This window comes from Cupriavidus sp. 05N39 (genome assembly GCF_056397325.1).
Genome location: NZ_JBFTNE010000060.1, coordinates 30,771 through 54,084 on the forward strand (window position 1 = coordinate 30,771; position 23,314 = coordinate 54,084).

At 66.4% G+C, this 23,314-nt stretch carries 16 protein-coding genes; 4 read left to right on the forward strand and 12 right to left on the reverse strand.

The window, feature by feature from the left end; translation table 11 throughout:
• The first annotated feature begins 197 nt into the window (after window positions 1–197).
• Together AC1DN0_RS25800 and AC1DN0_RS25805 are read left to right on the forward strand one after the other, a co-directional pair.
• Window positions 198–1,409 carry a globin domain-containing protein gene (locus AC1DN0_RS25800; protein WP_441634078.1) on the forward strand — a complete coding sequence of 404 codons (1,212 nt, stop codon included), beginning with the start codon at window positions 198–200 and terminating at the stop codon, window positions 1,407–1,409.
• Between the two features lie 450 nt (window positions 1,410–1,859).
• Window positions 1,860–2,141 carry a hypothetical protein gene (locus tag AC1DN0_RS25805; protein WP_477111197.1) on the forward strand — a complete coding sequence of 94 codons (282 nt, stop codon included), beginning with the start codon at window positions 1,860–1,862 and terminating at the stop codon, window positions 2,139–2,141.
• Window positions 2,142–2,252: 111 nt separating this feature from the next.
• Here the strand turns inward: AC1DN0_RS25805 and purL are convergent, their stop codons facing one another.
• The 12 genes from purL to AC1DN0_RS25865 all read right to left on the reverse strand — a co-directional run bounded on the left by purL (window position 2,253) and on the right by AC1DN0_RS25865 (window position 20,432).
• Window positions 2,253–6,299, reverse strand: coding sequence for a phosphoribosylformylglycinamidine synthase (purL, locus tag AC1DN0_RS25810; RefSeq protein WP_477146108.1), 4,047 nt, complete (start codon window positions 6,297–6,299; stop codon window positions 2,253–2,255).
• 305 nt (window positions 6,300–6,604) lie between these two features.
• The gene (locus AC1DN0_RS25815; protein ID WP_441634084.1) at window positions 6,605–6,970 is read right to left on the reverse strand and encodes an alkyl sulfatase C-terminal domain-containing protein; all 366 of its coding nucleotides are present in this window, start codon (window positions 6,968–6,970) and stop codon (window positions 6,605–6,607) included.
• Window positions 6,971–6,978: 8 nt separating this feature from the next.
• A complete protein-coding gene (locus tag AC1DN0_RS25820) occupies window positions 6,979–7,773 on the reverse strand; it encodes an MBL fold metallo-hydrolase (protein WP_477111196.1) in 795 nt (264 codons plus the stop codon).
• A 192-nt stretch (window positions 7,774–7,965) separates the two neighbouring features.
• Window positions 7,966–8,106 (reverse strand): hypothetical protein, encoded by a 141-nt coding sequence (locus AC1DN0_RS25825; RefSeq protein WP_441634088.1) that lies wholly within the window; start codon window positions 8,104–8,106, stop codon window positions 7,966–7,968.
• A 35-nt stretch (window positions 8,107–8,141) separates the two neighbouring features.
• Window positions 8,142–8,600, reverse strand: a complete 459-nt coding sequence (locus AC1DN0_RS25830) for a (2Fe-2S)-binding protein (RefSeq protein WP_441634090.1) — start codon at window positions 8,598–8,600, stop codon at window positions 8,142–8,144.
• Between the two features lie 16 nt (window positions 8,601–8,616).
• On the reverse strand, window positions 8,617–10,884 hold the full coding sequence (locus tag AC1DN0_RS25835; RefSeq protein WP_477111195.1) for a xanthine dehydrogenase family protein molybdopterin-binding subunit: 2,268 nt from the start codon (window positions 10,882–10,884) through the stop codon (window positions 8,617–8,619).
• 5 nt (window positions 10,885–10,889) lie between these two features.
• The gene (locus AC1DN0_RS25840) at window positions 10,890–11,321 is read right to left on the reverse strand and encodes a hypothetical protein (protein ID WP_441634094.1); all 432 of its coding nucleotides are present in this window, start codon (window positions 11,319–11,321) and stop codon (window positions 10,890–10,892) included.
• A gap of 27 nt (window positions 11,322–11,348) precedes the next feature.
• The gene (locus AC1DN0_RS25845; protein ID WP_477146109.1) at window positions 11,349–13,196 is read right to left on the reverse strand and encodes a GMC family oxidoreductase; all 1,848 of its coding nucleotides are present in this window, start codon (window positions 13,194–13,196) and stop codon (window positions 11,349–11,351) included.
• A 21-nt stretch (window positions 13,197–13,217) separates the two neighbouring features.
• Window positions 13,218–15,707, reverse strand: coding sequence for a hypothetical protein (locus AC1DN0_RS25850; protein ID WP_477111194.1), 2,490 nt, complete (start codon window positions 15,705–15,707; stop codon window positions 13,218–13,220).
• A 134-nt stretch (window positions 15,708–15,841) separates the two neighbouring features.
• Window positions 15,842–15,994, reverse strand: coding sequence for a hypothetical protein (locus AC1DN0_RS25855; protein ID WP_441634100.1), 153 nt, complete (start codon window positions 15,992–15,994; stop codon window positions 15,842–15,844).
• A 64-nt stretch (window positions 15,995–16,058) separates the two neighbouring features.
• Complete coding sequence (locus AC1DN0_RS25860; RefSeq protein WP_477146110.1) at window positions 16,059–19,703, reverse strand: hydantoinase B/oxoprolinase family protein; 3,645 nt, start codon at window positions 19,701–19,703, stop codon at window positions 16,059–16,061.
• Window positions 19,704–19,829: 126 nt separating this feature from the next.
• Complete coding sequence (locus AC1DN0_RS25865; protein ID WP_477146111.1) at window positions 19,830–20,432, reverse strand: winged helix DNA-binding protein; 603 nt, start codon at window positions 20,430–20,432, stop codon at window positions 19,830–19,832.
• Between the two features lie 306 nt (window positions 20,433–20,738).
• On the opposite strand from AC1DN0_RS25865, the gene AC1DN0_RS25870 reads away from it, so the two are divergent.
• Both AC1DN0_RS25870 and AC1DN0_RS25875 read left to right on the forward strand, forming a co-directional pair.
• Window positions 20,739–22,082 (forward strand): amidase, encoded by a 1,344-nt coding sequence (locus AC1DN0_RS25870; protein ID WP_477111192.1) that lies wholly within the window; start codon window positions 20,739–20,741, stop codon window positions 22,080–22,082.
• A 154-nt stretch (window positions 22,083–22,236) separates the two neighbouring features.
• Window positions 22,237–23,199, forward strand: a complete 963-nt coding sequence (locus AC1DN0_RS25875) for a TRAP transporter substrate-binding protein (protein WP_441634113.1) — start codon at window positions 22,237–22,239, stop codon at window positions 23,197–23,199.
• Window positions 23,200–23,314 lie beyond the last annotated feature (115 nt).

A 23,314-nucleotide genomic window follows, 5' to 3' on the forward strand; every position in this document is an offset into this window, starting at 1 on the left:
GCGCAACGCCGCCGCAGTCTAACATGGCCCCCGGATGCATCTTTCCGCACCGCCACAAACTTTATGTTGCATTACAAATGCATGTTTAATAAAATCCTTCCCAAGGCGTCGCAACCACATCGCACGCCGCCACCGCGGAATGCCGCGGCATTTTTTCGCTGTTTTGTTGCATCTATCGTACATCTTTGGAGGTTGTCGTGCTGTCTGAAAAATCGAGACCACTGATCGACGCAAGCGTCCCCGTCCTGCGGGAACATGGCCTGGCCATCACCCAGACCTTCTACCGCAACATGTTTGCCGATCGGCCCGAGTTGACCAACCTGTTCAACATGGGCAACCAAGCCAACGGTTCGCAGCAGCAATCGCTCGCCTCCGCAGTCTTTGCCTACGCCGCCAACTACGGCGACAACAGCGCCCTGGCCCCGGTTGTCAACCGCATCGTCCACAAGCACGCCTCGGTCGGCATCAAGCCCAGCCACTACGCCATCGTTGCCCGCCACCTGCTCGGCGCCATCGGCGAAGTGCTCGGCGACGCCGCCACCCCGGCACTGGTAGCCGCGTGGGATGAAGCCTACTGGTTGCTGGCCGCCGAACTGATCGCCGCGGAAACGCGCCTCTACGAGCGCGCGCAGACCGGCCCGGACCACCGCCAGCCCGTGCGGATCGTTGCCCGCGAAGAACAAAGCGCCGACATCACCGCCTTCACGCTCGAAGCCGTCGGCGGCACCACGCTGGCAGATTTCCTGCCGGGCCAGTACATCTCGGTCGTGGTCGAACTGGCACCCGGCGCCTTCCAGCAACGTCAGTACAGCCTGTCGGACGCGCCCAACGGAAAGACCTGGCGCATCTCGGTAAAGCGCGACAGCGGCAACGGCGACACCCTGCCCGCCGGCGCCGTGTCCAACTGGCTCCATGACAACGCCCGCCCTGGCGACGTGCTGATGGTCAGCCAGCCCTTCGGCGACTTCGCGCCGCGCATTGAGCCGGCCACGCCCATCGTGCTGCTCTCCGCCGGCGTCGGTGTCACGCCCATGATCTCCGCGCTGAATGCCGTGGCGAAACGCAATCCTTCGCGCAAGGTGGTGTTCGGCCATGCGGCGCGCAAGGTCTCGCATGTGGCCCACCTGAAGGATGTCACGCACGCGGCGCGGAAACTGCCGAAGCTGCGGACGCATTTCTTCCTGGAGTCGGCGGAGCCCGCTGAATTCCTCGCGCAACCCGCCCTGCCCGGCCGCATGGATATCGACGTGATCCTGGCGGACGACGATCTTGCGGATGCTGACTTTTACCTGTGTGGGCCGCTGCCGTTCATGCAGGCGCAGCGGGCAGCGTTGCACGCGCGGGGAGTGAAGGCTGAGCGGGTGCATCGGGAAGTGTTCGGGCCGGATTTGCTGGATGGCCTGGTGTAGTGGGTGTAGTGGCCGGCTGGCACTAACAATGGCCGGGCCCATCGGCGAATGCGACCAAAGCGTCCGCCCTGAAAAACCAGGATCGCCGGTCCGGCCGGCTTCTGCCGGCATTCAAGCTGGCAGCAAACGCCGGCCGCCAGACGCGCCCTGGCTCATGCGACGTACCGCAGGTGATGTACTGCCAATCTCTCGCAGACACCGATGAGCCACATGGATGATGCGGTACTCCGGGATCACACCAGGCGTCATTCCCTTGCCTGCCATGTGATCCCGCGGCAACGCGCATGTGCCGCATACCACCAAGCCCGGGCCACGGGCATTCCCTCCATGCCGACACCTGAGTAAGATCAGGGGGAATGCGCCGCCCGCCGCATGGCTGGCGCGCACACTGCATTGCCCTCACCCGCGTGATCTCCCGCCGCGGGCGACGGCATGGGAAAGAGCGAGTCCATGGCTTCAGGCAGCGCCTACCGGCAACTCTGGCACCTCACCTCCGAGGGTTGGGGCTACTGCGCGCTCGGCACCTTCAGCCACGATGGCCTGCCACCGGAATGGCGGTCCGTGCTGCCGATGCTGCCGCTGCGCGACCGCTATTCGGCCGTCAAGGCGGCACGCATGGTGCTGGTCACCATGCAGCTCCGGGGCGCGGCACCGGCTCGCGCAAAACTATCGGATCCGCAGCGGCCGTTGTATTACGTGTATCAGGCCTGGAGTACGCAGATGGTGGCGTGACCGGAATCTGCTCCTTTTGCCCCCGTCTTCGCCATGCACGCCCGTTAGCAAAAGAAAAAGCCCGCTTGAAGCGGGCTTTTCCCTTTTACCAGCGAGCCAGCGGCAAGCCGCTCAACCCACCCACTTCCGCGCGTTGCGGAACATGCGCATCCACGGGCTGCCGCCATCCGCCACCTGCTTCCAGGCATCCGGCGCCCAACTCATGGTGGCGGTGCGGAACACGCGCTCCGGGTGCGGCATCAGCACGGTGAAGCGGCCATCCGTGGTGGTCACCGAGGTAATGCCGTCCGGCGAGCCGTTCGGGTTCAGCGGATAGGTCTGGGTGGGTGCGCCGAGGTTGTCCACGAAACGCAGCGCCACCTGGGCCTGGCTCTTGTCGCCTTGCTGCGAGAAGTCGGCAAAGCCTTCGCCGTGCGCCACCACGATGGGGATGCGGCTGCCTTCCATGCCGGCGAAGAAGATCGACGGCGAGGACTGCACTTCCACGGTGACGTAGCGCGCTTCGTACTGTTCCGACTGATTACGCGTGAACTTGGGCCAGGCGCCCGCGCCCGGGATGATCGGGGCGAGGTTGCTCATCATCTGGCAGCCATTGCACACGCCCAGCGCGAACGTATCCTGGCGGTTGAAGAAGGCTGCAAACTGCTCGGCCATCTGCGCGTTGAACAGGATCGTCTTGGCCCAGCCTTCGCCAGCGCCCAGCACGTCGCCGTAGCTGAAGCCGCCGCAGGCCACGAAGCCGGAGAACTCGGCCAGGTTGGCGCGGCCCGCGATCAGGTCGCTCATATGCACGTCGTGCGTGTCGAAGCCCGCGCGGTCCATGCTGTAGGCCATCTCGATCTGCGAGTTGACGCCCTGCTCGCGCAGGATCGCCACGCGCGGACGCGCACCGGTTGCCACGAACGGCGCAGCAATGTCTTCCGCCGGATCGAAGGTCAGTACCGGCGAGATGCCGGGGTCCGCCGCGTCGAGCAGGCGGTCGTATTCGCTATCGGCGCAGGCGGGGTTGTCGCGCAGGCGCGCGATGCGCCAGCTGACTTCGCTCCAGGTGCGCTGCAGTTCGCCGCGCGCGGCGCCGAACACCTTCTTGGCGTCGCGGTAGATCTCGATCTGGTCGGTGGTGTTGGGCTTGCCCACTACGTGGCTGCATGCCGACAGGCCAACCTCGCGCAGCACGGCGAACACGGCATCGCGCTCTTCCTGGCGTACCTGGATCACCGCGCCGAGTTCCTCCGAGAACAGCGCGCGCAGGGTCTGCTCGTCCCGGCGGCCGGAGATTTGCTGGGCCCAGTTCTTGGCGTCGCCGAAGTCCTGCTCCTGGACCGGGTCCAGCGCCAGCATGTCGACGTTGAGCGACAGGCCGCAATGGCCGGCAAAGGCCATTTCCGCCAGGGCAGCCAGGAAGCCGCCGTCGGAACGGTCGTGGTAGGCCAGCAGCTTGCCCTCGCGGTTCAGGCGCTGGATCACGTTGAAGAAGTTCTTCAGGTCTTCGGCGTTGTCCACGTCCGGCGCGGTGTCGCCTACCTGCTGCGTCACCTGGGCCAGGATGCTGCCGCCCAGGCGGTTCTTGCCGCGGCCGAGGTCGATGGCGATCAGCACGCTGTCGCCGGCATCGGTGCGCAGTTGCGGGGTCAGGGTCCGGTCGGTGTCGTCCACGGCGGCAAACGCCGAGATGATCAGCGAGACTGGCGCGACCACTTCCTTGTCGGCGCCGTTGTCCTGCCACTTGGTGCGCATGGACAGCGAATCCTTGCCCACCGGGATGCTGATGCCCAGCGCCGGGCACAGCTCCATGCCGACGGCGTGCACGGTGTCATACAGCTTGGCGTCCTCGCCTTCCACGCCGCAGGCCGCCATCCAGTTGGCCGACAGCTTCACCTTGCCCAGGTCCTTGACCGGCGCGGCGGCCAGGTTGGTCAGTGCCTCGCCGATGGCCATGCGGCCGGAGGCCGGAGCGTTGATCACGGCCAGCGGCGTGCGCTCGCCCATTGTCATGGCTTCGCCGGTGCGGCCCTTGTAATCGAGCGTGGTCACGGCCACGTCGGCCACCGGCACCTGCCAGGGGCCGACCATCTGGTCGCGCGCGTTCATGCCGCCCACGGTACGGTCGCCGATGGTGATCAGGAAGGACTTGCTGGCCACGGTGGGGTGGCGCAGCACGTCGCGCACGGCCTTGTCCAGCGCGATGCCGGTCACGTCCACCGGCGGCAGGCTTTGCTCCACATGCCTGACGTCGCGGTGCATGCGCGGCGGCTTGCCCAGCAGCACGTCCATCGGCATGTTCACGGCATGGTGTTCCTTGAGCGCGGCGTCGACATGGGCGTCGACCAGCTGCAGCTGCTTCTCCTCGGTGGCGATGCCCACCACCGCGAACGGCGAGCGCTCGCGCTGGCACATGGCCTGGAACAGCGGGAAGGATTCCGGCGCCACCGCCATCACATAGCGTTCCTGCGACTCGTTGCACCAGATCTCGGCCGGGCTCATGCCGGACTCTTCCAGGTGCACCTGGCGCAGGTCGAAACGCGCGCCGCGGCCGGCGCCGTCCACCAGTTCGGGGAAGGCATTGGAAATGCCGCCCGCGCCCACGTCATGGATCGACAGGATGGGGTTGTCGTCGCCGAGTTGCCAGCAGGCGTTGATCACTTCCTGCGCGCGCCGCTCCATCTCGGGGTTGCCGCGCTGGACCGAATCGAAGTCCAGGTCGGCGGTGTTGGTGCCGGTCGCCATCGAGCTGGCGGCGCTGCCGCCCATGCCGATGCGCATGCCYGGGCCGCCCAGCTGGATCAGCAGCGAGCCGGCGGGCAGGTCCTTCTTGTGCGTGTGGCCGGCGTCGATATTGCCGATGCCGCCGGCGATCATGATCGGCTTGTGATAGCCGCGCACGGTGCCGCCGACGTTTTGCTCGTAGACGCGGAAGTAGYCACCCAGGATGGCGCGGCCGAACTCGTTGTTGAACGCGGCGCCGCCAAGCGGGCCGTCGGTCATGATCTGCAGCGGCGAGGCGATGCGATCCGGCTTGCCGGTCACGCCGGGCTTGTCGGCGGGGTTGCGGTGCGCCACCGGCTGGGCCGCGTCGCGCGCGTTTTCCCAGCCTTCGACGGCATCGGGCAGCATCAGGTTGGAAACCGTGAAACCGGTCAGGCCCGCCTTGGGCTTGCCGCCACGTCCGGTGGCGCCCTCGTCACGGATCTCGCCGCCGGCACCGGTGGAGGCGCCGGGGAACGGCGAGATGGCGGTCGGGTGGTTGTGCGTCTCCACCTTCATCAGCGTGTGGGTCAGCGCCTCATGGCGGCCGTACTTGTGCCCGGTGCCGCGCGGGAACCAGCGCTCGGCCACGTCGCCTTCCATCACCGCGGAGTTGTCCGAGTACGCCACGATCGACCCTTGCGGGTTGAGCTGGTGGGTATTGCGGATCATGGCGAACAGGGATTTATCCTRCTGCACGCCGTCGATGGTCCAGGTGGCGTTGAAGATCTTGTGGCGGCAGTGCTCGCTGTTGGCCTGCGCGAACATCATCAGCTCGACGTCGGTCGGGTTGCGCTCCAGCCTGGCGTAGGCGTCCACCAGGTAATCGATCTCGTCTTCCGACAGCGCCAGGCCCATCTCGGTATTGGCCTGCGCCAGCGCGGCGCGGCCACCGGAGATATCGATGAAGCGCAGCGGCTTGGCGGGCAGTTCCTGGAACAGGCCGGCGGCGTCCTCGCGCGAGGCCACCACGGATTCGGTCATGCGATCGAACAGGTGGGCGGCCACGGCGGCACGGGTGCCGGCGTCCAGCGACTTGCGCCCGCGCAGCAGGCCCTTCTTGCACACCACGGTGATCTCGATGCCACGCTCGATGCGGTGGACGTGCTCGAAGCCGCAGTTATGCGCAATATCGGTGGCCTTGCTGGCCCACGGCGAAATCGTGCCGAAACGCGGGATCACCACGAAACGGTCGCCTTCGGTCTGTGCCTCGAAAGGCGCACCGTAGGTCAGCAGCGCGCCGATGCGGGCGCTGTCGTCCTGGGACAGCGGCACGTCGGTGTCGACGAAATGCAGGAACTGGCCGTGCACCGACTCGATGTCGGCGTCGATCTGCTTGAGGGCGGTGAGCAGGCGTTGCTGGCGGAAGGCGGAAAGCGCCAATGCACCGGGGAAGCACGAGAAATGCGCCATGGTCTGAGCGGTCGGGAGGGCAGGAGGTAGGGGCTGCTACCGGCCGGCGCCGCTGGTTGGGGCGCCGTGCTGGCGGGAAACCGGCATTATACCTTGTCGAAGGGGGTTTCCCGCGATGCAGCACGGGCAGCTTGATGGACAAAGGCACGGGTGCCGCGGACGAGCCTCGCAGCCATCACGCGGAAGGCGCCCCGCCCGGCACAGCATGCCGCAAGCGGCACTTCAATCCGTCTGCCGCAGCCGGCACCCCTGCGCCGGCGAAGCGCCGGTGTCACCGCCGGCGCTGCTTTACGGGCGTGGCCGGCTCAGCGGTCGGGCCACGGCGCCGCATCCACCACCGGGAAGCTGCCGCTGAACTGGTCCAGCAGGCCCATGAAGCGCGGCAGCAGCGATACGGCGCCGCTCAGCGAGAGGCGGCCTTCGGCCATGGCCTCGGCAACGGTCCAGCGCCGCGTCAACAGCCCGTCGAGCGTGTCGCGGGTGGTTTCGATGACCACGTCCGCCGAGGACGCCGCCTCCACCTGCAGGCTGCTCAGCGCGCAGTTGGACAAGGTGCTCACCCACTGCTCGCCGCTCTCGGTGAAATGCCAGCCGAGCTGGCACGCCATGCCTTCGGCACGCTGGCCATGGATGCGCACCGCCAGCGCGTCGAACAACAGTTCGTTGCTCATGGCGTGCATCAGGGCGTTGGCCGGCGGCCCCTGCGGATTGGCCTGGGGCGGGCCTTCGCGATCACGTGGACTTCGTGTTCCGCCTCGATCGACAGCGTCGGCGCGATCAGCGTGGAGCGTCCCAACGGCAAGGTCTTGCCCAGCCCCGCATCCACCTGCGCCGCCGGCCCCTTGGCCAGCGTATGGCCAAACTGGAACTGCGCGCGGCGCGCCATTGCCACGCCGCCGATCACGTTCTCGGCAATGGCGTGGTGCATGAAGCCGGATGGCGCTATCACCTGCACCCGTCCGGCGCGCACGTCGGCTTCGTCCACCAGTCCCGCCACCCCGCCGAAGTGGTCGGCATGGCTGTGGCTGTAGATCACGGTGTGCAGCGTGCGATTGCCGCGATGCTGCCGGTACAGCGCAAGCGCCGCGGCGGCAGTCTCCGGGCAGGTCAGCGCGTCCAGCGCGATCACGCCGGTGTCGCCTTCGATAAAGGTGATGTTGGCGATATCGAATCCCCGCACCTGGAAGATACGCGGCGTGACCTGGAACAGCCCGTGGATACGGTTCAGCCGCGCCTGCCGCCACAGGCTCGGGTTGACGGTATCCGGCGCCTGCCCGGCATCGAGGAAACCGTACGCCTCCAGGTTCCACACGCCGTGGCCGTTGGCGCGCGCGACCCTGGCATCGGGGATGGTGCCGAGAAAGCCGCGCTGCGCGTCCTCCCAGTCCTGTTCGTCGTGCTCCGGCAGTTCGCGCGCCAGCAGGCGATGAAAGTCAGCCGTGGCCGCGTGGGCACAGCCTGGATTGTCCGTCATGGGGTCTCCGTGTTGGTTAATGCGGGTTACTGCCAGCGCAGCACCAGCGCGCCGGGCAACTTCTCCATCAGCCGGTTCGTCATTCCCCCTCGGCCTTTACATTGAGATAGGCCGACAGCGCCGCCAGCAACTCCACCTGCAGCGCAGGCGCGTCCAGCTTCAAGGGCCCGGGGTCGGTCAGCACCGCGTTGATCAGGACGCCATATGGGAGCGCGCCAGCGGCCAGGAGGGCGAGGTCTCGCGGGCCGCGGGCGGCATGCGGCGCGGCTCCAGCACGGCGGCGGCGTACAAGCCACGGTGCTTGCTGAAGTCTTGGCCGCGCTTTGTGTTCACGTTATCCGGAAATACCCTCGCAAGGCGGCAGTGCCTCAGGCGCGCGGCTGCCCGGCTGCCCGATGGATGGCCGCCCTGATCCGCGGATAGGTGCCGCAGCGGCAGACAATGCCGGACATGAACGCATCGATGTCGGCATCGCTGGGCTTCGGGATTTTTTTCAGCAGTGCGCTGGCAGCCATGAGCTGTGCGCTCTGGCAGTACCCGCACTGCACCACATCGAGATCGATCCAGGCAGCCTTCAAGGCTTGCGCCTGCGCGCCGCGCAAGCCTTCGATGGTGACGATCCTGGTCTTTTCCAGCGACGAGACCTTGCGCTGACAGGCGAAGCCCCGGTCGTCGTTCATCTGTACCGTGCAGGCGCCGCAAATGCCCACGCCGCAGCCATACTTGGTGCCGGTCAACCCCAGTTCGCAGCGCAGCACCCACAACAGCGGCGTGTCCGGATCGGACCGCACGGTCACCGCCTTGCCGTTGATGTTCAGGGATAACATGGTTCTCTCCCGCAGCTCATGCAAACTTCAAGGGCAATGCGCGCAGGCGCTGCCCGGTCAGCGCAAACAGGGCATTCGCCACCGCCGGCGCAATCGGCGGCGTGCCGGTTTCGCCCACGCCCCGCGGATGTTCCTGGCTCGGCATGATGTCGGTTTCGATCGCCGGGCAGTCGTTGATGTGGATGACAGGAAATTCCTTGAAATTCCGCTGGTGCACCTGGCCATGGTCGATCGTGATTTCTTCGTACAGCGCGGCCGACAGGCCAAAAATGATCGCACTTTCCAGTTGCTGCCGGATCAGGTTCGGGTTCACCGCCGTACCGCAATCGATCACGCAGACCACCCGGTGCACACGCACCCGCTTGTCCGGCGCCAGCGATACCTCCGCCACCTGCGCGACGATGCTGCCGTAGGCCTCGTGCAGCGCCACCCCGCGCGCGCGCGCGGCGCCGTCGGTAGCCTGCCCTGGCGCCCGCCCCCAGCCGGCCAGTTCCGCGGCGCGCTGCAACACGGCCATGTGGCGCGGGTGCTTTGCCAACAGGCCGGCGCGGAACGCCACGGGATCCTTGCCAGCCGCCGCCGCCAGCTCATCGATGAAGCTCTCGGTAAAAAAGGCCTGGTGCGAATGGCCGACCGAGCGCCAGAAGCCCACCGGCACCGGCAGGTCGACAATCACATGGCCGACCCTCGCGTTCGGCCATTCGTAGGGCCGGTCGAATGCCCCTTCCGTCGTGGTCTTGTCGATGCCGAGGCGAGGCAGGCCAAGCAGACGCGACAGCGCGCCCGGCACGATCGCCTGGCTGGCCGACGTGTTGTGCCAGGCTATGAGGTTGCCTGCGCCATCGAGCCCGGCCTTGAAGCGCGAGACGCAAGCCGGCCGATAGAAGTCGTGCGTGGTGTCCTGAATGCGCGTCCAGATCGTCTGGACCGGCCTGCCGCCCCCCTCGCGCGCGATGGCCGCCGCCTGGGAGATGAAATCCACCTCCAGCCGCCGCCCGAATGCGCCGCCGACCAGTTGCGGCTGCACGTCGACCCGTTCCGCATCGAGCGCGAGCACCCTGGCGACCGCTTTGCGCGCCAGGCCAGGCAACTGCGTCGAGACCCAGACCCTGGCCGCGCCGTCGCGAACCTGCACCGTGCAGTTGATGGGCTCCACCGCGCCATGCGCAAGGTAGGGCACGCTGTACTCCGCGTTGAGGGTTTTCGCGGCGGATTTCAACGCGGCATCGACGTCGCCGTGCCGGTAATAGGCGTGGCCGTCGGATTCATCCAGCGCCTGCGCCAGACGGCGGCTCACGTCCGCGCTGGACAGCGCGGCGGCGGGGCCGTGGTTCCACACGATCTTGACCGCATCCAGCGCGGTCATGGCCCGGTACGCATTGTCGGCGATCACCGCCACGCCGCCGGTGCCGCCGTTGTAGCCATCGACCGCGAACACCTTGACGATGCCCGGCAACGCGGCCGCGGCCGAGCCGTCGAAGCTCGCCACCGTACCACCCAGCGTCGGACACATCATCACGCTGGCGTACAGCAGTCCCTCGGGCAGCACGTCGATGCCAAAGCGCGCGGTGCCATCGATCTTGGCCGCGGCCTCGATGCGCCGCATGTTCTTGCCGATCAGCCTGAATTCGGATGGCGCCTTCAGCGCCACCTTCGCCGGCATCGGCTGTTTGGCGGCCTGCGCCGCCAGCTCGCCGAAGGTGGCCGTTTTGCCGGAGGCGTGCAGCACTTTGCCGTCCTGCGCGCGGCACTCGCCCACAGGCACGTTCCACCGCGCGGCGGCGGCGCCGATCAGCATCGCGCGGGCGGATGCGCCGGCCTCGCGCATCGGCTCCCACAGGTCGTTGACGCTCGACGAGCCGCCTGTCACCATCTCGCCGATCTCGCGCATGAGCTTGCGGGTGAACCAGACCGCCCCTTGCCTGACCACGCCATCGTCGTCCGCCCGGAACGGGAGATCGTCGACAACGACTTCCAGGTTGTTGTAGATCTTGTCCACGGGCGCATGCTCGACCTTCACCTGCGCCCAGTCCGCGTCCAGTTCGTCGGCCAGTACCATGGCCAGGCCGGTGTGCACGCCCTGCCCCATCTCCGTGCGGCACATCATGATGGTGACGCTGTTGTCCGCGGCGATCTTGACCCAGCCGTTGAGCCCGACCTGCGTGCCGACCGCCGGCAATGGGGCCGATGTCGTCAGGCGCTGGCGCGGCGGCAGCAACGACCAGCCCACCAGCAGCGCACCGGCGGCGCCGACTCCGCCAAACAGGAAGGTCCTGCGCTTCATGATGGTCAGAACACAAGGGAAAAGTCGATCAGGCGATGCTTGTCCCAGTACACAACGCCGAGATAGGCATCCGGCGCGATGCAGCGGATCTCGTCCCGTATCCAGTGCGCCACGACCGAAGTCTCGGCATAGTCCAGGACAATGCACTCCTTCTGGTCGAGCCAGCTTTCACCCTTGTACACCTTCGCCAGGATGGCCTCGAGCCCGAAAGGCGATATCTTGTTCTTGAGCACCCCGCGCCTGGCGTCGAAGACTTTGCCCTGCCAGGCGAAAAGATTGATCATCCTTGCGATGCTCTCGCTGAACACCGTGCCGGGCGAGATGATCGCCGTGCCCGTGGCTTCGCCATCCGGAATCTCGCCGGCCGGGCTGTTGCGGAACAATTCGTCCAGCTGTTCCTGGCTCATCGCCAGCAGCTTGCTCACGTCGTAGGCCATCTTCCACCTCCCTTGTCGATCGGCTGCCTATGCGCCCGTTGTCGTCTCGTTCAAGATGACATCGGCCGCCTTCTCGGCAACCATGCAAATTGCGCTAGCCGGGAAAAAGCCAGGAATCCTCGGAAAAACGGAGGCGTCGACGACACGCAGCCGGCGCGTTCCGTGCACGGAAAAACCGCTGTCGAGCACACCGCCCGCCTCGCGCGGGCCGATGGCGCAGGTACACGATGCGTGGTGCCCCCACGCGTTGTCGCGCACATAGCCAGCCAGTTCCGCATCATCGCGCAGGTGGGCGCCGGGAAGCTGCTCCTGCGCGATCACGCCGCGCTCGGCCAGCGGTACGGCCAGCTTGCGCACGTAGCGGATGGCTTCGATCACCGCGCGCATATCCTCGTCCGAGGCGGCATCGCCCTCCTCGAAATAGTGGAAGTTGATCAGGGGCGTATCGAGCGGATTCGCGGACCGCAGCAGGACCGTGCCCGCGCGATTCTGCGTGTGCGCCTTGAGTATGGCCCAGGTGAGGATATCGTCGCTCTGGGCGAACACCTTGGAATAACCCGGAAAATAGCCGGCAAAGTGCTCGACCAGCGCCATGCAGAAAATATCCGGCACGGGAAGGCCTTTGCGCGAACGCCTCGCCACCGCGATCGCGACGCCGTTGGAAGTGTAGACACCGTGGCGCAGGTCGCGCCAGCTGCAATAGGCCGGGTCGTCCCTCTCGAAGCGGGCGCCGTTCAGTATCTGCCAGGGCCGCGCCATCCGGCTCACGACGCCCACCTCATAGCGATCCTGGAGATTGCGGCCGACCCCAGGCAGATCCACCCGCACGGGTATGCCATGCTCGCGGAGGTGCCCGGCGGGACCAATCCCCGAGAGCATCAGCAATTGCGGCGTATTGAACGCGCCGCCCGCCAGGATCACCTCGCGGCGAGCGCGCACTTCCTGCCGCACGCCGGGCGCCGGATTTGGCGAGACGTGCGCCTGGTAGAGATGCCGCCCCTTGAGATATTCGACCCCGAACGCGGTGCCGTTCGCGTCGATCAGCACCCTGGTCGCCAGTGCGTCCAGTTCGATATGCAGCCGCGAGGGAAAACGGCCGGCGACTTCCAGCACCCGTTCGCGCGTGCCGGTGCGGGCATGSCCGCTGGTCGTCATCGGCGTATAGCACACGCCATCGAAACATCGTCTTCCCCAGATCCTGGAGTTCGGGTYGCCCTGCCACCGGAAGAAGCGCAGCAAGGCATGGAGCCGCCTCGGCACGCTGCGCGCCGCCATCTCCATCGAGCCGAGAATCAGGCGCGTCAGCGCGTCATCGGTGAGCGCCTGCAGGGGAAACGCGCGCTCCGTGCTGAGCCAGCCGTCCCAGCCGTGGGCAGTGGGATCGAAACCCAGGCGGCGGGCAAGCGCCCACAGCGGACGGTGGCGGCATTGCTCCAGCCGCTTGGCATAGCGGCGCATGTGGCTGGCCTTCCACGAGCGGTCGCCGGTCAGCGCGGCAATGCCGTCCCAGTCGGCATCGTGGGGGTAGAGAAAGATCATCGCGTTGTGGGCGGTGCAGCCGCCCAGGGTCGCGGCCCGGGGATAGAGCACGCCTTCGCTGCCGCACTTGGGGTCGCGCCGTTGCTGTGCATCGTCCGCGTAATGACGCACGAAGAAGTTCCAGCTCATCGCGGGATTCTCGGAGGCGCAGGCGTGAAACGCCGGCACTTCGTAATCCTCCGGCAGGCACGCCGCCCCATGCTCGCGCGCATCGCAACCCGCCTCGATCAGGAACACGCGCATGCCTGCTTCAGCGAGCCGCGCGGCGAGCGTGCCGCCGCCCGCGCCGGAGCCAACGATCACATAATCCCAAGCTTCCTCGCCTTGAGCAGACATATCCCCGCCGCGCAGTCTTCATCAGAAGGTCTTGAGAAAGGCAATCAAGGCCCGCTTGTCCTCGTCGCTCAGTACCGGCTCCTGCCCGAACGATTGCTCATCGGCGCTCAGGCCGGCCTGGTTGTTGAACTCCGCCGTGCCGAAGTAGTGGCCGCGATTCACCACGAAATCCGGGCATTTGCTCAGGCTCAGCATGGGCTTGACGAGGTTGGCGTAGGTCTTTCGCAGATCGTCGTCGGTGGCGCCCTCCGGTACCGAAGCCAGGTCGGACTTCAGCTTGACCGCAAGGCTCACCACCTTGGCCGCGTGGTCGGCCTTTGCACCGGTTTCGCTGCTTTCCGCCAGCGGCTGGATATTGGCGATCAGGTTGACCGGCATCTGCCTGGGCGCGGGACCGATGGTCACATCGCCTCCGGCCCCCACCAGCCACGGCGCGAAGCGGTGCATGAAGCCTTGCAGCGGCTTGAGCGCATCCGGCACGAAGCCCGCCGGGACAGTGATCTGGCTGCGCTCCGTGGTGCGGTCGATCACGCCGGGCACCTTGGTCCCCAGGACCTCGTCGCGCGCGCGTTTTTCCGGCCAGAGCAATTGCTCGATGGAAGCATCGAATACCTTCACCCGGCTTGCCACCGAAGGATCCTCGCTAAACGGCCCGAGCGCATTGTTGAGGAAGAGCGGCGCGGTCGACCACACGCTGATCAGCGAGGGCACACGCGTGTAGCCACGCCCGCCGGCTGGCATCCGGTACTGCCAGCGCTCACCCGTAAACGGGTCATTGAGCGTGATGGTGCCAACCGATGGCAGCGTCTTGTAGGACTCCGACGAAAAGTTGTCCCAGATATTTCCCCGCAGCGCATTGGTCGCCAGCGGACTGCATGCATTCGTGCGCAGCAGCGTGACGGGAACGCGCGCATCGGACGAAAGATAGTTGCCCTCCAGGAAGTCCGGCGCATTGACGACCTTGCGCATCTGCGCCTTGAATTCGTCCGTTTGCGTCCATTTCCAGTACCGCATGAAGCACGCGAGGTAGTTCGGCCCCGCGCAGTTCTGCAGGTTCAGGCTGGCCGGCGGCGGCGGCGCCTTGCTGGAATGACAGCGTGCGCAGGTATCGGCAAACACGTTCTTGCCCTGTTCAAGCAGCGCGGCGCCGGCCGGCAACGACACGTCCGCCAGGAATGACGCACCGCCCGGCGCATCGCTCAGGTGGTCCGGCGGGGTCGATTTCAGCAGGAACAGCGCCGTATTGAAGGTGCCGGCTTCCGTCGCCTTCCAATAGCTCGAGTTCCTCTGCGCCACGGAAAGTTCGATGGGCGTGATGGACTTGCCGCCGAGGATAGGATTGAAGTGCAGCAGCCACTCCTCGCTGAACAGCCCGATATTCAGGTACACCCGGTTCAGGGCGCCCAGCACCCCGACCGAGTCGGCACCATCCTTGAGGACGTGCGGCGTCCATACCGTATCGGGCGGCGCGTAGAACTGCGTCAGCGCGCCGCTTTTCACGAAGTCGTTGATCTGCCGGTTGTTCAGCTCGCCGCCGGCCAGCTTCTCCTGCCCGATCCGCTTCGCCACGCCCATGCGCGCCATCAGGTCGTAGAGCGCGTTCATGGTCCTGGGGTTGTTGATGTTGTCCGTGGAGACCAGCGAGGTATCCATGGCGCCCGGCCGGAACGTATGCACGAGTTGGAACATGAAATTCTGCTGGCCTTCGCGCGTCGATGCATTGTGGATGAAGAGCCGGTCCACCCACATATACTGCGCGCCCACCGTGGAGCTCAGGTCGGCCCATTTCGGATGCGCCGGGTCCGCGGGCGGATGGACCGGGCTGGGGCCTGCGTGGCAGAAGCCGCAGGCCATGCCCACGCGATAGGGGCGCACCAGGTCGGCTCTGTTGTAGTAGGCCGGATCGGTGTAATAGCGCTGCGGATCCCACGCCTTTGCGGCCTTCTCGTCAAAAGCCGGATTGGGAAACAGGCGCAACCCGACGATGCCGGTGGGATAGCCGTAGTAGGAGCCGACCGGGAGCTTCGCGCCGTTCGAGAAAGTGGTGCCGCGCGCGCCGGTCCTGACCCCTGGATAGGCCTGTTCGTTTTCGAACGGATCGGCCGGGCAATCCTTCACCCGTTGGTCGAGCCATAGCCCGAAGCGTTGCGGATCGGGCGCGAGGGGCTTTTCGAAACAAGGCTCGTTGACCAGGCCGAGGGAGCTCCAGCGGGTGTCGCGCGAATAGCCCTGGCCGGGATGCGAGCTGATGGACTTGAGCAGGTCGAAGGCGCCGAACGTGAAGTTCGTCATGCCGTCCCAGAACCTGTCGTTGCCGCCACTCCAGACGAGCCACATATTGCGGCCCATGATCTCTTCCCTGGTCAGGGCGACACCACGATCCATATCGTGAAAATAGTCTTCCGCGGCGTGCCGGAACGACTCCGCGCCGCGGCCCGCCTGCTGCGCCTCGTCCAGGACGTGACCCGGTTCCGGTTTCGAACACCCGCCCACGGCGATCGAGCCAATCAACGCAATAACCAGAACGATAGCTCTGCTGCCTGGATTCACCGCCGCCCCTCCCTGCCCAAGAGAATCGGCCATTTATCGCGCTATGGCCTTGCACCCCGGAGTCTTGATAAACCTAGGAATGACCTGGGGATAAGTCAAGGAAATTGCTGCAACGCGGTTATTTCAGCGTCGTCGCCAGGAGTGCCGGAGTTGCCGAAAATGGTGGATCTGAAAATCCGGATGACGGCCTTGAGACCAAGTGACGAAAGACGGATCTGTTCGACGTTGAATTCTGCTTCGCGCGCCATGAATGGCAACGAGCCGAAGCGCTCTCGCTTCGGCTCGTGAAAACATCGAGGACGTTCGCGGTCCCTACGCCGCCCCGAAGCCGCCGCCCCCCGGCGTTTCCACCACGAAGATATCGCCCGCCTCCATCTCGCAGCGGCCGACATGGCCCAGCGCCTCCTCGCTGCCATCATGGCGCACAACGTAGTTGCGCCCCATGGCGCCGGGCTCGCCGCCAGCCATGCCGAATGGCGCATGCAAGCGGTTATTGGACAGGATCGACGCCGTCATCGGCTCAAGGAAGCGGACCTTGCGAATACCACCGTTGCCGCCATGCCGCTGCCCGGCCCCACCCGATCCCGGCCGGATCTCATAGCTTTCCAGCCGCACCGGGAACCGCCATTCCAGCACCTCCGGATCGGTCAGGCGCGAGTTGGTCATATTGGTCTGCACCACGTCGCAGCCGCTAAAGCCCTGCCCGGCGCCGCTGCCACCCGAGATGGTCTCGTAATACTGGTAGCGATCGTTGCCGAAGGTGAAGTTGTTCATGGTGCCCTGGCTGGCCGCCACCACGCCAAGCGCGCCGTAAAGCGCGTTGGTGATGCAAGAGGAAGTTTCCACGTTGCCCGATACCACCGAAGCCGGATAACGCGGATTCAGCATCGAGCCCTCGGGAATGATCACCCTGATCGGCTTGAGGCAGCCGGCATTGAGCGGGATATCCTCGTTGACCAGCGTGCGGAACACATAGAGCACGGCCGCCATGCACACCGCGCGCGGCGCATTGAAGTTGTTGGACAACTGCGCCGACGTGCCGGTGAAGTCCACCACCGCTTCGCGCCGGACCTGGTCCACGGTGACGCGCACCCGGATCTGGGCGCCGTTGTCCAGCGGATAGCGATAGGCGCCGTCCTTGAGCGCGGTGATGACGCGGCGCACGGCTTCCTCGGCGTTGTCCTGCACGTGCCCCATATAGGCACGCACCACCGGCAGGCCGAACTGCACCACCATCTTGCGCAATTCCTCCACGCCCTTGGCGTTGGCCGCCACTTGGGCACGCAGGTCGGCCATGTTCTGGTCGATATTGCGGGCCGGGTAGCGCGCGCCGGCCAGCAGCGCGCGCATGCCGGCATCGTCAAGCACGCCGGCCTTCACCAGCGGGAAGTTGTCGATCATCACGCCTTCCTCCTCGACCACCGTGGAGTCCGGCGGCATCGAGCCCGGCGTGATGCCACCGATATCGGCGTGATGGCCGCGAGAGCCGACGTAGAAGAGAATCTCCGCGCCGGCCTCGTCGAAGACCGGCGTGATCACCGTGACGTCGGGCAAGTGCGTGCCGCCGTTGTACGGATCGTTCAGCACGTAGACATCGCCGTCGGCCATGCGACCGGCATTGCGCGCGATCACGGTCTTGATGCTCTCGCCCATCGAACCAAGATGCACCGGCATATGCGGGGCGTTGGCGATCAGGTTGCCGCCGGCATCGAAGATCGCGCAGGAGAAGTCGAGCCGCTCCTTGATGTTCACCGAGTACGCCGTGTTCTGCAGGCGCTGGCCCATCTGCTCGGCGATCGACATGAASAGGTTGTTGAAGAYCTCCAGCATGACCGGATCGGCGTCGGTGCCCATCGCGCGCCGCCGGGGACGCGGCACGGCGCGGGTCAGCACCAGGTGGTCGCGCGCGGTCAGCTGGGCCTGCCAGCCGGGCTCCACCACCGTGGTGGCATTGCGCTCGGCGATGATGGCCGGTCCCGGCAGCACGTCGCCGGGTCGCAGCGCATCGCGCGGGAACAGCCCGGTATCGTGCCAGTTGCCGCCGCTGAACATGCGCACCTGCTCCGCCGGCACCGGGCCGCCTGCGCGCGGCGGCGGCTCGGGCAGCTTTTCCTCGGGCGGTTCGCTGCTGCCGATGGCTWCCACCGACACGGCTTCCACCACCAGCGGCTTGCCTTGCATCAGGAAGGCATAGCGCTGCCGATAGGCCGCATCGAACGCGGCCTGCATGGCAGCCTGACTGCCGAATGGCACCACCAGCGCCGAATCCGTGCCCTCATAGCGCAGGTGCGCGCGGCGCACCACGTCGATCTGCGCCTCGGCCACCTCCTGCTCCAGCAACTCCCGGCGCGCCTCGCCTGCCAGCGTATCGAGCACAGCCTGCAGCACGGGCAGCGCCGCAGCGTCGAGCCGCGCCTCCACCGCCCGCTCGCGCATCGCGGTGCGGTCAGCCAGCCCCATGCCGTAGGCCGACAACACGCCGGCCAGCGGATGCACGAACACGGTCTGCATGCCAAGCGCGTCCGCCACCAGGCACGCATGCTGGCCGCCCGCGCCGCCGAAGGTGGTCAGCGTGTAGCCCGTCACGTCGTGGCCGCGCTGCACCGATATCTGCTTGATCGCATTGGCCATATTGCCCACGGCGATCTCGATGAAGCCCTCGGCCACCTGCTCGGCGCTGCGCGCATCGCCGGTGGCGGCTGACACGGCTTGCGCCAGCGCATCGAACTTCGCCACCACCACATCGCGATCCAGCGCCGCATCGGCGCGCGGGCCGAACACCGCGGGGAAATGGCCCGGCTGGATCTTGCCGAGCATGACGTTGCAGTCGGTCACCGCCAGCGGGCCGCCGCGCCGGTAGCTCGCCGGCCCGGGATTGGCGCCGGCGGAATCCGGGCCGACGCGGAAGCGGCTGCCGTCGAAATGCAGGATGGAGCCCCCGCCCGCGGCCACCGTGTGGATGCTCATCATGGGCGCGCGCATGCGCACGCCCGCCACGCTGGTTTCGAACACGCGCTCGAAATCGTTGGGATGGCTGCCGTTGAAATGCGAGACATCGGTGGACGTGCCGCCCATGTCGAAGCCGATGATGCGCCCGAAACCGGCGCTCTGCGACGAACGCACCATGCCGACGATGCCGCCGGCCGGGCCGGACAGGATGGCGTCCTTGCCCTGGAAGCGGTGCGCATCGGTCAGGCCGCCGCTGCTCTGCATGAATTGCAGCCGCACACCCGGCATCTGCTGCTCCACCTGTTCCACGTAGCGGCGCAGGATCGGCGACAGGTAGGCATCCACCACCGTGGTATCGCCCCGCGAGACCAGCTTCATCAGCGGCGACACCTGGTGCGACACGGAAATCTGCGTGAAGCCGGTCTGCCGCGCGATCCGCGCCGCCGCCAGCTCGTGCGCCGCTTGCCGGTAGCCGTGCAGGAACACGATGGCGATGGCGCGGATGCCGCTGTCGAACACGCGCCGCATATCGGCGCGCAGCGATGCCTCGTCGAGCGGCGTCACCGTTTCGCCCCGCGCGTCCAGGCGTTCGCCCACCTCCACCACTTCGCGGTAGAGCAGCTCCGGCAGCACGATATTCAGGTCGAACAGCCGGGGCCGGTTCTGGTAGGCGATGCGCAGCGCGTCCCGGAAACCGCGCGTGATGAACAGCGCCACCGGCTCGCCCTTGCGTTCCAGCAAGGCATTGGTCGCCACCGTGGTGCCCATCTTCACCACCTCCACCTGCGCCGGCGTGACTGGCTCGTCGGCCGCCAGCCCGAGCAGGTGGCGGATGCCGGCCACGGCGGCGTCGCTGTATTGCTCCGGATTCTCGGACAGCAGCTTGTGCGTGACCACCGTACCGTCCGGCCTGAGCCCGACCACATCGGTAAAGGTGCCGCCGCGGTCGATCCAGAATTGCCAGCGGCGGCGATCCGAGACATTGGCGGCGGAGAATGGCAGCGACATATGGGAGATTCCTTGCAGCGGTGTGATGGCAATGTCGGGGAAAAACCTGGAACGTCAGGCAAGCGATTCCCGTAGCAGCCCGGCCCCGGGCCGCTACGGAAGTCGCCGCTGCATCGGCAAGGGCGGTTACAGCGACGTGGCCGAGCGCGCGGCCTGCTCGTACAGGCCGGTCAGCACACGCAGCAGTCGTGCCAGCTCGCCGATCTCGGCGTTCTCCGCGCTGCCCGCGGAGAAATTGCTGGTCAGGCACTGCTCCCGGATCTCGCGGTAGCGCGCGCAGGCTTCCGTGCCGGCTGGCGTGGTGATGTAGGTGGCTTCCTTGCCGACCCGCTCGCCCTCCACCAGCGCCAGGCCCTGCAGCTTCTTGAGCGCGTAGGTGACGAGGTGGGTGTCCTCCACATTGAGCACAAAGCAGATATCGGCCAGCCGCTTGGGACGCGCGCGGTGGTTGACATGGTGGAGCACCAGCACATCCAGGAAAGTCAGGTCGCGCACGCCGGAGGCGCCCATGCAGCGCACCACCCAGCGGCTATAGGCGTTGTAGGCCGTGTTCAGGCCGAACTCGAACTCGGACAGTTCCGGGCTGCGCTCGGACACCAGGTGCGAAGACGACACGATATTCGGCCCGGACGATCGCGCWAACGCGCTGGCCGCGGACCGCGCGGACGCCTCGTTCCCGCTGCCGTCGTCGTCGGCCCGGGCTGGCTCGGATGCTGGCTTACGCGCCATGTCTTCACTCCTTTCGTGGGTTGGTGCCTGGACGGTATGACAAGGATGACTAGGTATATCCCCGATGCCGCCGCCACCATATTTGGCTTGACAGTTTATTAACAAATTATGAGGATAAACACAAAATAAATCCAAGCAAAACATCGGGGATGTCACCGTGGATTCTGCACGAAAACAGGGCGGAGAAAGCGATTCACGCACTATCCCAGGGACCTTCTCGCGCCCGGCAACGGGCTGGTTGCGCGGTGCGAATGCACTGGATAGACTCGATCCGAACCCTCCTGAGCGCGATTGAGCGCGAGCCCAATGTCCACGGATATCCATACATTACAGACAAAACTTCGCGATGGCGCGACTTCGCGGGCCGACGTGATCGCTGAAGCGGAGCAGCTTGCGCAGGCGCCGGCGGCCAATGCCGTCTTCCTGCGCACCACCTTCGACGCCGCGGCGCAGGTAGCGCGGGCGGCCGACGCCGCCAGCCTGGCCGGCAAGCCCCTGCATCCCCTGGCGGGCCTGCCGGTCTCGGTCAAGGACCTGTTCAATATCGCCGGCGAAGCCACGCACGCCGGCTCACCGGTACGCAGCGACGCGGCGGCAGCCACGGCCGATGCCACGGTGGTGCGCCGGCTGCGCGACAGCGGCGCGGCCCTGGTGGGCCGCACCAACATGACGGAGTTCGCCTTCTCCGGCGTGGGCATCAACCCGCATTTCGGCACGCCCGTGAACCCGGCGGATGCGCAGGTGGCACGTATTCCCGGCGGGTCGTCCTCCGGCGCCGCCGTCTCCGTGGCGCTGGGCCTGGCAGTGGCCGGGCTGGGCAGCGATACCGGCGGTTCCATCCGCATCCCTGCGGCCCTGTGCGGCCTGGCCGGCTTCAAGCCCACTGCCCGCCGCGTGCCGCTGGACGGCGCCTTCCCGCTGTCTTACACCCTGGATACCGCCTGCGCCATGGCGCGCACGGTGCATGACTGCGTCCTGGTGGACAGCGTGATCGCCGACGAGGCTGTCATCCCGGCCATCAAGGCCGCGGCCGGCATTCGCCTGGCCATCCCGCGCCAGTACCTGCTGGACGACCTCGACCCCGTCGTGGCGCGCGCCTTCGACCGTGCCCTGGGCCGGTTGTCCGCGGCCGGCGTGCAGATCGAGCACATCGACCTGCCCGAACTGACCGAACTGCCCGCCATCAACGCCGCGGGCGGCTTCACCGCCGCCGAGGCCTATGCCATCCACCGCCACGCGCTGGCCACCCGGCGCGAGCAATACGACCCCCGCGTAGCCTCGCGCATCGACCGCGGCGCCAGCATGGGCGCAGCCGACTATGTCGACCTTATGCGCGCCCGCGCCGACTGGATCGCGCGGGTTGCGGCGCGCATCGGCGGCTTCGACGCCGTGGCCTGCCCCACCGTGCCGATGGTGGCGCCGCCGATCGCCCCGCTGGTGGCGGACGATGCCCTGTTCTTCCGCACCAATGCCCTGCTGCTGCGCAATACCTCGGCCTTCAACTTCCTTGACGGCTGTTCGATCTCGCTGCCCTGCCACCAGCCCGACGAATTGCCGGTCGGCCTGATGCTCTCGCACGGTGCGCTGCGCGACGCGCAACTGCTGGGCACGGCAATTGCATTGGAATCCATCGTCAAGCCGGCCGCCTGAGGCGCCGGGCCAAGCCGCACACCGCCGTGCAATCCATGAGCCAGGTTGCACGGGCAGCAAAGATAAGAAACAAAAGTCAAAGACAGACAAAGACGTATCAGCCAAAACGATCAACCAGGAGAGATCGATGCAAGGGAAGGCAACACTGAAGTACATGCTGCTGGGCGGGGTGCTTGCCACCTCCTCCGTCATGATGTCCGCCGCGCAAGCCGAGACCAAATGGGACCTGCCGACCGGCTACCCGGTCAGCAACCTGCACACCGAGAACCTGCAGCAAATGGCCAGCGACGTGGAGAAGGCCACCGGCGGCAAGCTGAAGATCGTGATCCACCCCAACGGTTCGCTGCTCAAGGCCAACGAGATCAAGCGCGGCGTGCAGACCGGCCAGGTCCAGATGGGCGAGATCCTGATGTCGCTGCTGGCCAACGAGAACCCGGTGTTCGGCGTGGATGCGGTGCCCTTCCTGGCCACCAGCTACCAGGACTCCTACAAGCTGTGGCAGGCCTCGCGCGCTGTCACCGACAAGGTGCTCGACAAGCAAGGCCTGAAACTGCTGTACGCGGTGGCCTGGCCGCCGCAAGGCATCTACGCCAACAAGCCGCTCAACAACGCGGGCGACATGAAGGGCCTGAAGTGGCGCGCCTATAACCCCGCCACCTCCAAGATCGCCGAGCTCGTGGGCGCGCAGCCGGTGACGATCCAGGCCGCCGACCTCGCCCAGGCGCTGGCGACGGGCACTGTGAACTCCTTCATGTCCTCGGGCGCCACCGGCGTCGACACCAAGGTGTGGGAGAGCGTGAAGTACTTCTACACCGTCGATGCCTGGCTGCCCAAGAACATGCTGGTGGTCAGCAAGAAGTCTTTCGCCGCGCTGGACAAGCCGACCCAGGACGCCCTGCTCAAGACCGTTGCCGAGGCCGAGAAGCGCGGCTGGCAGGTATCGGAGCAGAAAACGCGTGAGTACCTGGCCGTGCTCGGCAAGAACGGCATGACGGTGCAGCCGCCCTCGCCCCAGCTCAAGCAGGACATGCAGAAAGTTGGCCAGGTGATGGTGGACGAATGGGCCAAGGGCGCCGGCGACGACGGCAAGGCCATTCTCGACGCCTACAAGAAGTAAGCGAAGTAGCGAGAAACAAGCGATCCGTATCCGGCCGCGGCGGCACTGCCTGCCGCCACGGCCACTGCTGCCGCAGCATCCCGCGCCCTTTTTTCACCGCATTCTCCCTCCCCTC

Coding starts and splice junctions, on each gene's coding strand:
- AC1DN0_RS25805 (WP_477111197.1), top strand. CDS start 1,860: ATGGCTTCAGGCAGCGCCTACCGGCAACTCTGGCACCTCACCTCCGAG.
- AC1DN0_RS25815 (WP_441634084.1), bottom strand. CDS start 6,970: ATGAGCAACGAACTGTTGTTCGACGCGCTGGCGGTGCGCATCCATGGC.
- AC1DN0_RS25820 (WP_477111196.1), bottom strand. CDS start 7,773: ATGACGGACAATCCAGGCTGTGCCCACGCGGCCACGGCTGACTTTCAT.
- AC1DN0_RS25830 (WP_441634090.1), bottom strand. CDS start 8,600: ATGTTATCCCTGAACATCAACGGCAAGGCGGTGACCGTGCGGTCCGAT.
- AC1DN0_RS25835 (WP_477111195.1), bottom strand. CDS start 10,884: ATGAAGCGCAGGACCTTCCTGTTTGGCGGAGTCGGCGCCGCCGGTGCG.
- AC1DN0_RS25840 (WP_441634094.1), bottom strand. CDS start 11,321: ATGGCCTACGACGTGAGCAAGCTGCTGGCGATGAGCCAGGAACAGCTG.
- AC1DN0_RS25855 (WP_441634100.1), bottom strand. CDS start 15,994: ATGGCGCGCGAAGCAGAATTCAACGTCGAACAGATCCGTCTTTCGTCA.
- AC1DN0_RS25870 (WP_477111192.1), top strand. CDS start 20,739: ATGTCCACGGATATCCATACATTACAGACAAAACTTCGCGATGGCGCG.
- AC1DN0_RS25875 (WP_441634113.1), top strand. CDS start 22,237: ATGCTGCTGGGCGGGGTGCTTGCCACCTCCTCCGTCATGATGTCCGCC.